General features: G+C 37.4%; 3 protein-coding genes. All 3 read left to right on the forward strand.

The annotated features are described in order from the left end of the window. Positions 1-324: 324 nt before the first annotated feature. Positions 325-8,118 carry an SspB-related isopeptide-forming adhesin gene (locus HMPREF9423_RS04850; RefSeq protein WP_006148205.1) on the forward strand — a complete coding sequence of 2,598 codons (7,794 nt, stop codon included), beginning with the start codon at positions 325-327 and terminating at the stop codon, positions 8,116-8,118. Between the two features lie 211 nt (positions 8,119-8,329). Continuing rightward, positions 8,330-9,037 (forward strand): glucosamine-6-phosphate deaminase, encoded by a 708-nt coding sequence (locus HMPREF9423_RS04855; protein ID WP_006148206.1) that lies wholly within the window; start codon positions 8,330-8,332, stop codon positions 9,035-9,037. Positions 9,038-9,344: 307 nt separating this feature from the next. After that, a partial coding sequence (locus tag HMPREF9423_RS04860; protein WP_006148207.1) for a Spy0128 family protein occupies positions 9,345-12,173 on the forward strand: 2,829 nt, incomplete at its 3' end.

The raw sequence follows: 12,173 nt of genomic DNA on the forward strand, positions 1-12,173 counted from the left end.
CATTCATAAGTAAAAAAAGAATTACAAATATAATTTAGAAATAAAAAGATAGTATAACTTTATTTCTAGACAATCAATAAATCCAATAAAATAAGTAGTGTATACTTAAAAACACATAAAAAAATAATATCAAAACTAAAGTTGATAGAAAAACAAAAAGTAAACGTTTTCAGGAACACATAATTCTTTGAACTATTTAAATTCTTATGATAAGATGAAGATGCTAAAAAAGTTAGAAGAATTTTGTGTTTAAAAATCAAAAATATTAAAACATAAAATTGTTTCTGACTAATAGTAAAAATATTAAAAAGGAGAACTTATCATATGATAAGAAAAGAACAACAACGTTTTTCTTTGCGGAAATATAAGGTAGGTGTTGCATCGGTATTTTTAGGAACAACTCTTAGCTTTATGTTGGCAAATGGTGGTGCAGTAAAAGCTTCTGAGCTTCCTACGCAACCAAGTTCTGAAGAAAAAACAGAGTTGGTGAAAAAGGATAGTGTCAGCGAGAATTCCTCTAAGAAGGAAGAGAATGTTGTAGAAAATGTTGCAACAACTGAACTTGCTGAGACAAACAAGGTTGAAGAAGGGAAAGCAGCTTCTGAGGCTAAAACAGAAGAAGCTAAATCTGAACCAGTGTCTTCAAAAAAAGCAGAGGAAGTAAAATCTGTTTCAACTGAGGCTGATGTTGCTAGTAAGGAAACTGCTAAGCCGGTTGAAAAAGCTGAAGAAACTAAGCCAGCTGTTTCAGAAGGTGATAAACCTAAAGTTCGTAATCGTCGTGCTACAACGGAAGATGCAGTTTCTGGAGATCACAACTCTAAGCCAGTCAGTGTTAGTACATATCTAAAAGATGGTGAAACGGTTGATCCAACTATACAAAATCCAAATGGAGCTACGGTTGGGTCTCAAACTGTACCAGCTGGATATGCAAGAAAAGAAGGTGATTATTATACATATAGTATCGTAGACCTTACTCGCTTCAACGAACGTTACAATACTAACTATTATTCACGTTCTTACAAGAAGTTTGATGATTCTACAGATACTACTGTTGAATTAATTGATAAAAATACCGGTGCAGTGGTTGAAACAAAAACAATTTCAGCGACAAGTGGTGTTCAAAAATTTGCTACGACTGCAACTGCATCTAATGGCGAGTTAACGTATCAAGTAGATTTTGATAAAGGGACACCTACTAGTAAGGCTGAAACAGCTCAACCATTCTTACAATACGGATTTGAAGTTGGTGCTGCTATCCAAGCTTTGGTAGCTCCAGGACATAATCTTACTACTGAGGAACAAAAACTATTTGATGCTGTTTATGCTGCAAGAACTTCTACAGATATTATAAATGTTGTAGAACCAGCTTATAATGGTCGTACAATTACTGATACAAATAGTAAAATTCCTAGCTTTGTTGAAAAGACAACCTACTATAGAGTAGTAGATAAAAATAATGCTACATTTAACGCTAATAAAACAGATAAAACTGTTCAAGACTACGTGCCAAATGGTAATGAAGTAGATTTAGCTAAGTACACAACTAAAGCTATGGAAGGACAAAACTTCACAGCGTCTGGCGAGCGTCAATTTGATGGCTACAAATTGTATCAAACGGCAGATCCAGATACTACAACTGGCTATGTAACTCGTCCATACAAAGTTGGTACTAAATTTATTGACGCTGAGCGTGCAGGAATCAAACGTATCAAAGAAATCGTAGGGGAAGACGGATCTGTAGTTGTTCGTGTTTATCTTCTTGATCCAAAACAACAAAGCAAACGTTCAGATGGTTCACTAAGTACTGACGGTTACATGTTGCTTGCAGAAACCAAACCGATTAAACCGGGAAAAGCAAATACCGAAGATTTGGTAGTTAAGAAGTCTCCACTTTATACTATTCCTTTCACAGATAATAAAGGTGTAAACTATCCAAACGGTAAAGAAATTCCATTTGACTTCCAAAATGCATCTGGCTATATACCTAAGAAAACGGTATTTGTACCATTCTTAGGGGACAATATTGGACACCTTTCTCCAAATGCACAGTTGGAAAGAGCAAATTATGGTATTGGTACAAACGTTGACTTACTCAACTCATTGACACCATACAAGCAACCAATTTATTACTATGTCAAACAAGAACCAGCAAAAGTTACACCAGAATTCGAAAAAGAGCTTGCTGGACGTGTATTAACAGATGGAGAATTCAGCTTCAAGTTAACAGAAGAAAAGAGTACTCCAGATAAACATGAAGAAACTGTTACAAACAAAAATGGCAAGGCTACATTTAGTGAATTATCATTTAGTAACCCTGGTACATATAAATACAAGATTACAGAGTTAAAAGGTTCTGATACGAACGTTGATTACGATGCAATGACAGTTACAATGACTGTTACGGTAACTGAAAAAAATGCAGTTGGGGATCTTGAGGCTACAGTTGAGTATAGTTCTGAAGGTGGATTCAAATCAAGTGATGATGATAAAATCTTCAACAACTATGTGGTAGCACCAGTAAAAGTTAAATTTGACTTCACGAAGAAATTAGCTGGACGTGAACTTAAAGACGGAGAATTCAACTTTGTTCTTAAAGATTCAAGAGGTCAAGAAGTTGAAACTGTTGCCAACAAAAAAGATGGTACAGTGACATTTACTGAATTGTCATTTGACAATACGAAAATTGGCACACATACCTATACTGTAGAAGAAGTTATTCCAACAACGAAAGAAGTTGGTATGACTTACGATACGATGAAGGCAACTATTACAGTTAAGGTTGCTAAGAACGGTCATACACTTACTACAGTAACAAGCGTAGCATCAACTGGTGGTGTAGATGATAACGGAACATCAACAGATGGAACTGAAGATAAAGTATTCAACAACAAGATTACTCCTCCAGAAACACCTGTATTCCAACCAGAAAAATTTGTACTGAATAAAGAAAAGTATGACATCACTGGTACAAAACTCGTTGACGACGATCATGAGTTGACAAATGAGTACACAGATACAAATGCTGACCCTTACGCTGATAAAACTACGAACAACGAAGCAGAAAATATCAATACTAAGACCGTTGAACGTGGTGAGAAATTAGTTTATCAAGTATGGTTAGATACTAGAAACTTCTCAGATAAGAATAACATCCAATCTGTTGGTATCTCTGATACTTATGACGCTGAAAAAGTAACAGTTAATGCTGCTGATATTAAGGCATATGATAGTGTAACTGGCCAAGATGTAACTGCTAAGTTTGACATTAAAGTTGAAAATGGTGTTATTACAGCAACTTCTAAAGCTTCTATGAACAAGTCTTTAGGTGATGCGGATAATACTCAAGTTATCGACACAACTAAATTTGAGTTTGGTCGCTACTATAAATTTGATATCCCAGCTACTGTTAAATCAGATGTTAAAGGTGGAGTAGATATTGAAAATAAAGCCAACCAAATCGTTCATGTCTACAACCCAGTAAGCAAATCTGTAGAAACACCTGAAAAACCAACTCAAAAACGTGTGAACTCTGTACCAGTTACAGTTGATCTCAAGTTCACTAAGAAGTTGGAAGGCCGTACTCTAGCAGCTGGTGAATTTAGCTTTGTTCTTAAGAAAGACAATGTTGCAGTTGAAACTGTTAAGAATGATAAAGATGGTAAGATTACCTTTAAGACACTTAAGTTTGGTAAAGATGATCTTGGCAAGACCTACACTTATACTGTTTCAGAGGTTGCAGGTACTGATACAACAGTAACTTACGACGATATGGTTGCAACAGTTACAGTGAAGGTAGCCCATGATGGTACTGCTAAGGCAATTGTAGCAACTGTTACTGACGCTCCAGATAAAGAGTTCAACAACGTCGTAACTCCTCCAGAAGAGCCTAAGTTCCAACCAGAGAAATACGTTGTTTCAGAAGAGAAATTCGATATTACAGGCGACAAGCTTCTTGATGATGATTCTGAGTTGACTGATAAGTACGGAGATACTAATAAAGATCCATACGTAGATAAGACTGACAACAACGAAGCAGAAAACATCAATACTAAGACTGTTAAACGTGGCGCTAAATTGGTTTACCAAGTATGGCTTGATACAACTAAATTCGACGCTAACAACAAGGATAATATCCAATCAGTAAGTATTTCTGATGACTTCGATGAAACTAAGGTTGATGTAGACGCTTCAGCTATCAAGGCTTACGATTCAGTAACTGGCGCTGATGTAACTGACAAGTTCGACATCAAGGTTGAAAATGGTGTTATGACCGCAACTCTTAAATCTGGCTTCACGAAGTCACTTGGAGACGCAGACAATACACAAATCATCGACACAACTAAATTCGAGTTTGGTCGCTACTATAAATTCGATATCCCAGCCACTGTTAAAACAGACGTTGAAGGTGGAGTAGACATCGAAAATACAGCAGCGCAAATTGTAAACTACTACAACCCATCTACGAAGAAAGTTGAAAAACCAGAAAAACCAACTGAAAAACGTGTTAACTCAGTTCCAATTGAAGTCGAATTCAACTTCACTAAGAAACTCGAAGGCCGTGAGTTGAAAGCTGGCGAATTCAGCTTCGTATTGAAGGCAGAAGATGGAACACCAATCGAAACTGTCCAGAACGACAAAGACGGAAACGTTAAGTTCAAAGCAATTGAGTACAAGAAAGGCGAAGAAGGCACTTACAAGTACACAATTGAAGAAGTTAAAGGATCTGATGCGACAGTCACATACGACTCTATGAAGGCTGAAGTAACAGTAGTAGTTGAACACAAAGGTACAGCTAAAGCACTTGTGAAGACAGTGACAGACGCTCCAGATAAAGAGTTCAATAACACTGTGACTCCACCAGAAGAGCCCAAGTTCCAACCAGAGAAATACGTTGTTTCAGAAGAGAAATTCGATATCACAGGCGACAAACTTCTCAATGATGATTCTGAGTTGACAGACAAGTACGGAGATACCAATAAAGATCCATACGCAGATAAGACTGACAACAACGAAGCAGAAAACTTGAATACTAAGACTGTTAAACCTGGCGCTAAATTGGTTTACCAAGTATGGCTTGATACAACTAAGTTCGATGCAAACAACAAGGATAACATCCAATCAGTAAGTATTTCTGATGACTTCGATGAAACAAAAGTTGATGTAGACGCTTCAGCTATCAAGGCTTACGATTCAGTAACTGGTGCTGATGTGACTGACAAGTTCGACATTAAGGTTGAAAATGGCGTTATGACCGCAACTCTTAAAGCTGGCTTCACTAAGTCACTTGGAGACGCAGACGATACACAAATCATCGATACAACTAAATTCGAGTTTGGTCGCTACTATAAATTCGATATCCCAGCCACTGTTAAAACAGACGTTAAAGGTGGAGTAGACATCGAAAATACAGCAGCGCAAATTGTAAACTACTACAACCCATCTACGAAGAAAGTTGAAAAACCAGAAAAACCAACTGAAAAACGTGTCAACTCGGTTCCAATTGACATCGAATTTAACTTTACTAAGAAATTGGAAGGCCGTGAGTTGAAAGCTGGCGAGTTCAGCTTCGTATTGAAAGACTCTAAAGGTACTGAAATCGAAACAGTTCAGAACGATAAAGATGGTAAGGTGAAATTCGCTAAACTTGAATTCACTAAAGCTCAAGTTGGAACTCATAAGTACACTGTAGAAGAAGTTAAAGGATCTGACGCTACAGTCACTTACGATACCATGAAGGCTGAAATCACAGTAGAAGTTGAACACGATGGAAAATCTAAAGCACTTGTGAAGACAGTGACAGACGCTCCAGATACAGAGTTTAACAACACTGTGACTCCTCCAGAAGAGCCTAAGTTCCAACCAGAGAAATACGTTGTTTCAGAAGAGAAATTCGATATCACAGGCGACAAGCTTCTTGATGATGATTCTGAGTTGACTGATAAATATGGTGAAACAAATACAAATCCATATGTAGATGGAATTTCAAACAACGAAGCTCAAAACTTGAATACTAAGACTGTGAAACCTGGTGCGAAATTGGTTTACCAAGTATGGCTTGATACAACTAAGTTCGATGCAGATAACAAGGATAACATCCAAACAGTAAGTATCTCTGATGACTTCGATGAAACGAAGGTTGATGTAGACGCTTCAGCTATCAAGGCTTACGATTCAGTAACTGGCGCTGATGTGACTGACAAGTTCGACATTAAGGTTGAAAATGGTGTTATGACCGCAACTCTTAAAGCTGGCTTCACTAAGTCACTTGGAGACGCAGATGATACACAAATCATCGACACAACTAAATTCGAGTTTGGTCGCTACTATAAATTTGATATCCCAGCAACTGTTAAAGCAGACGTTGAAGGTGGAGTAGACATCGAAAATACAGCAGCGCAAATTGTAAACTACTACAACCCAAGCACGAAGAAAGTTGAAAAACCAGAAAAACCAACTGAAAAACGTGTTAACTCAGTTCCAATTGAAGTCGAATTCAACTTCACTAAGAAATTGGAAGGCCGTGAGTTGAAAGCTGGTGAGTTCAGCTTCGTATTGAAAGACTCTAAAGGTACTGAAATCGAAACAGTTCAGAACGATAAAGATGGTAAGGTGAAATTCGCTAAACTTGAATTCACTAAGGCTCAAGTTGGAACTCATAAGTACACTGTAGAAGAAGTTAAAGGATCTGACGCTACAGTCACTTACGATACCATGAAGGCTGAAATCACAGTAGAAGTTGAACACAATGGAAAATCTAAAGCACTTGTGAAGACAGTGACAGACGCTCCAGATACAGAGTTTAACAACACTGTGACTCCTCCGGAAACTCCTGAGTTTAACCCAGAGAAATACATTCTTAACGAAGAGAAATTTGATATTACGGGAACTAAACTTTTGGATGATGATAAAGAGTTGACTGATAAAGTAGCTGATACCAACAAAGATCCATATGCGGACAAAGTTGATAATAATGAAGCGCAAAATATCAATACTCAAACACTCCATAAAGGTGATAAGGTTGTTTACCAAGTATGGTTGGATACAACTAAATTTACAGAAGCTCACAATATTCAATCTGTTGGAATTACAGATAAATATGACAGTGAAAACTTGGATGTTAATGTAGCTGATATTAAAGCTTACGATTCAGTAACTGGTGAAGATGTAACCGCTAAATTTGATATCTCAATTGTGGATGGTGTCATTACTGCTACGTCTAAGGCTGAATTGACTAAGTCACTTGGAGATGCAGAGAATACACAAGTAATCGACACTGCTAAATTAGCATTTGGACGTTACTACAAGTTTGATATTCTTGCACGAATCAAGGATACTGCTAAGGAAGGTGTAGATATTGAAAATACAGCTTCTCAAATCGTTCACCAATACGATCCAACTAAGAAATCAGTTGAAAAACCAGAAAAACCAACTGAAAAACGTGTTGTAAATATTCCAGTTAAAGTTGAATTCAACTTCACTAAGAAATTGGAAGGCCGTGCACTGAAGGCTGGCGAGTTTACTTTTGTACTCAAAGACAAGGATGGAAAAGTGATTGAAACTGTAAGCAATGATGCTGAAGGTAAGATCAAGTTCTCCGCCCTTGAATTCAAACGTGGTGAAGAAGGTACACACCTCTATCATGTAGAAGAAGTAAAAGGTACTGAGACTGGTATGGAATACGATGGTATGGTTGCTACTGTAAATGTTACAGTAACCAAGGATGGAAAAGTGTTGACCCTAACAACACAAATGCCAGAAGATACAGAGTTTAATAACAAGGTAACACCACCGACCCCGCCGGTAACACCACCGACCCCACCGGTAACACCGCCAACACCACCGGTGACACCACCGACCCCGCCGGTAACACCACCGACCCCACCGGTAACACCGCCAACACCACCGGTGACACCACCGACCCCACCGGTAACACCGCCAACACCACCGGTGACACCACCGACCCCACCGGTAACACCACCAACTCCAGAAACACCTAAGGAAGGTGAATTACCGAATACTGGTGAAAAATCAACTACAGTTGTTGCGGCTATTGGTGCAGTTCTTGGACTATTTGGTCTTGCGTTGGTTACCAAGCGTAAAGAAGATGAAGTTTAAACGAATATCTATTAAGATTGGGTAAGTTTTTGATCTTTATCCAAGAAAATAGAGAGGGCATAACTGCTCTCTCTTTTTTGATTTATTCATTCTTTCTATTTCATTATGGATTCAAGTAAATATAATCTTTTCTTAAAAAAATAAACCGTTTACACTTGACAAAAATTGGTCTATACCATATAATGAAATAAAGAAATACGGAGGAACAATTATGAAAGTTATTCAAGTAAAAAATCCTGAAGAAGGTGGAAAAGTAGCTTTTGAAATTTTAAAAGAAAAGTTAGCAAACGGTGCTCAAACCTTAGGACTTGCGACAGGAAGCAGCCCTCTCGAGTTTTATCAACAAATCGTTGAGAGTGACCTTGATTTTTCAAATCTTACTAGTGTTAACTTGGATGAATATGTAGGACTTGATGGAGAGAACCCTCAGTCTTATCGTTACTTTATGCAAGAAAATCTATTCAATAAAAAGCCATTTAAAGAAAGCTTTTTACCTCGTGGTGTCAAAGATAATGCAGAGGATGAAGTAGAACGCTATAATCAAATTCTTGCTGATCATCCAGTTGATTTGCAAATTCTTGGAATTGGTCGAAACGGTCACATTGGCTTTAATGAACCGGGAACTCCATTTGATAGTCAAACGCATCTTGTAGATCTTGATCAATCTACTATTGAAGCAAATGCTCGCTTCTTTGATAAGATTGAAGATGTACCAACACAAGCTATCTCAATGGGAATTAAAAATATTCTTGATGCTAAATCAATTTTGCTTTTTGCTTATGGTGAATCTAAAGCAGAAGCTATCGCTGGAACTGTTGAAGGTCCAGTTACTGAAAGTCTTCCAGCAAGTAGTTTGCAAAACCATCCAGATGTAACTATTATCGCAGATGCAGAAGCATTAAGCTTATTAAATAAATAAAAAACTATTGACTATGTAAATCTAATAGGAAGCTATTCAAAAATTTTTGAATAGCTTTTTAAATTAGCGATATCATAAATTTGATTTATCAAACTTTTTTACGAGTCATAATTTTAAAAAAAATGTACGCTATAAAAGGAAAAAATCTAAAATCTTGAAAAAAACAAAATTTTAGCAAAAATAAATTAAAATACGGGCTTTTTGCCCTTGATTTCATTGACTTTTAAGTTGAAATTTAGTACTATTATCTTGGATTATTTAATAATTCAAGATATTTTAAAAAAATAGGGAAAGAAGGAAATATTTAATGGTGAAAAAGTTAAAGAAAAAGCCGTTTTTAATATTTTTTGTATCAGTTCTGACCTTCCTGAGTGCATTGTTCTTATCGACCAATGTCGCTTATGCGGATGGGAAAGAATTAACGGGTGTAGTAACTGATATAAGTGTCCTCAACATGTCGGATTCCAAATTGGAACCGAATGCAGATGGTACTTACCAGATTATTACCAATCGTTCAAATCAGTTCTTTGTTCAATTTGACCTCAAGCAATATGATGGTAAATTGGCCAATGGCGATTACTTTGATGTAGATATTCCTACACCGGTAACTGTCTACAATGGAACGACTGAATTGTTCGATAAGGAAACAAAAGTTAATATCGGTACAGTAGTTGTTACTGCTAATGGTGATAACCAAGGTGGTAAGGCACGTGTTACTTTGAAGAACCTTGATGAGTTCCAAGCTAAAACAGGCGGGGATATCGTTAAAGGCGTGAAAGGAAATTATGCAATTACTTTCTTGTTCAAGAGTGACCAAACAGCAACGCCGCTTACCTTTGAAAACAAGGGTGTTGGTAAAACAATCACACATACCTTTACATCTAAGACAGTTGACAGCAAGCAAGAAGGTTTCGAAAACTATGCTAAGGTTGGTAACGATGTAGTAAGTAAAGAATGGACTTCAGCAAAGTTAGCAGCTATCGGTTCAGTAGGTAAAGGAGACGTATACTCTCCATGGAGAATCCGTGTCAATACAGGAAGACAAGACTATGGTAAAAACCTAGTGTTGAATGACTTCCTTCCAAACACAGCTGAGTTTGCTCCTATCCAGTATATCCCAGAGTCATTGGTAGTTTATTCTTCTGCTACATTGAACGACGGTACTTCTCAAGTTCCTTCTGATGCTAAGAAGATGGTAGAAGGTACTGACTATACTGTAGCTTGGAATGAGAACTATACTCAGTTTAACCTTATCTTTGCAGATGGATCTAAAGCATACTGGGTTGAGTATCATACAACTACACCTGGTGATGGTAGAAAAGTTCAAAACGTTATCCAGTTGACTAAAGCAGATGGAACTGCACTTACTCAACGTAGTAATCGTACAAACTTAGATTTTAAAGCTGAACGTGTATCTCTTGTAAAAGGACAAATCGAAGCTTCTACAGCCTTCAAGATTAAGATCAACAAGACAAATGCCTTCACATTGGTTCCTGTTGCAGGTGCGGTTTACACAGTGAAGTCAGAAGATGGGACTATCTCTACAGAATTGACTACAAATGAAAAAGGTGTGGCAATCTCTGATGAGTTTGATCAAAAATATGTCGGTAAGACTTTCATCATCAAAGAGAAAACAGCTCCTGCTGGATATACTCTTGATGAAAAAGAATACAAGGTAACTCTTGGAGCTGAAGGTTCTAAGATTAACCTTCAAGACGAACCAATCGCAGCAGATTTCTCAATCACTGCTAAGAAAGTAATTGCTGGAAATCGTCCAGTAGCCTTGAAAGATGGTGAGTTCAAGTTTGATTTGTACAATGCAAATAACTTGACTACTCCAATTGCTTCAACAACAAACAAAGCAGATGGAAGCATCACATTTGAAGGTTTGAAAGCTAAAGGTCCTGGTACCTACAACTATGTCATCAAAGAAAATACTGAAACAAAAGTTCCAGGTATCACATTTGATGAAAACTCATACGAAGTTACAGTCGTTGTTAAAGCTGAAGGTGGAACACTTAAAGCTGAGGTTACAACTCAAACACCTACTTTAACAAACACATATGAGCCATCACCAGCTCGTGCTACATTCAAAGCAACTAAAGAATTGGTTGGTAAAGAACTTGCTAACGAACAATTTGAGTTTGAATTGAGTGAAGGCGGAAACGTCATCGCAACGTCTTCAAACGGTAAGACAGTTAATGGTGTTGAAGCAGCAACAAGTGAAGTAGTCTTCTCAGTTCTCTACACTGAAGCAGGCGAGCACGAATATACAATTACAGAAAAAGCTGGTGAAGCAGAAGGAGTTACATACTCTAAAGAAAGCTATACAGTTCATGTTAAAGTTGTAGATAACGGTGAAGGTAAACTCGTAGCAACTGTTACAGAAGCAGACGAAGCTCGTAAGTTTACAAACACATATAAAGCAACTCCAGCAGAAGCTGTTATCAAAGCAACTAAAGAATTAGTTGGTAAAGAACTTGCTAAAGAACAATTTGAGTTTGAATTGAGCGAAGGTGGAAATGTCATCGCAACATCATCAAACGGTAAAGAAGTTGAGGGTGTTGAAGTTGCAACAAATGAAGTAGCCTTCAAACTTTCATACACTGAAGCAGGCGAGCACGAATATGTGTTGACAGAAAAAGCTGGATCAGTAGCAGGAGTTGAATACTCAACTGAAAGCCACACAATCCATGTCTCAGTAGCAGATAACGGCGAAGGCAAACTAGTTGCTACTGTTAAAGAAGCAGATTCAACTCGTAAGTTTACAAACAAATATAAAGTATCACCAACAGAAGCAGTTATCAAAGCAACTAAAGAATTAGTTGGTAAAGAACTTGCTAAAGAACAATTTGAGTTTGAATTGAGCGAAGGCGGAAAGGTCATCGCAACATCATCAAACGGTAAAGAAGTTGAAGGTGTTGAAGTTGCAACAAATGAAGTAGCTTTCAAACTTTCATACACTGAAGCTGGAAACCATGAATATGTGTTAACAGAAAAAGCTGGTTCAGAAGAAGGTATTGAATACTCTAAAGAAAGCTACACAATCCATGTCTCAGTAGTAGATAATGGCGAAGGTAAACTAGTTGCAACTGTTAAAGAAGCAGATTCAACTCGTAAGTTCACAAACACTTAC

It is taken from the genome of Streptococcus infantis ATCC 700779, from assembly GCF_000187465.1.
Classification (GTDB): Bacteria; Bacillota; Bacilli; order Lactobacillales; family Streptococcaceae; genus Streptococcus; species Streptococcus infantis.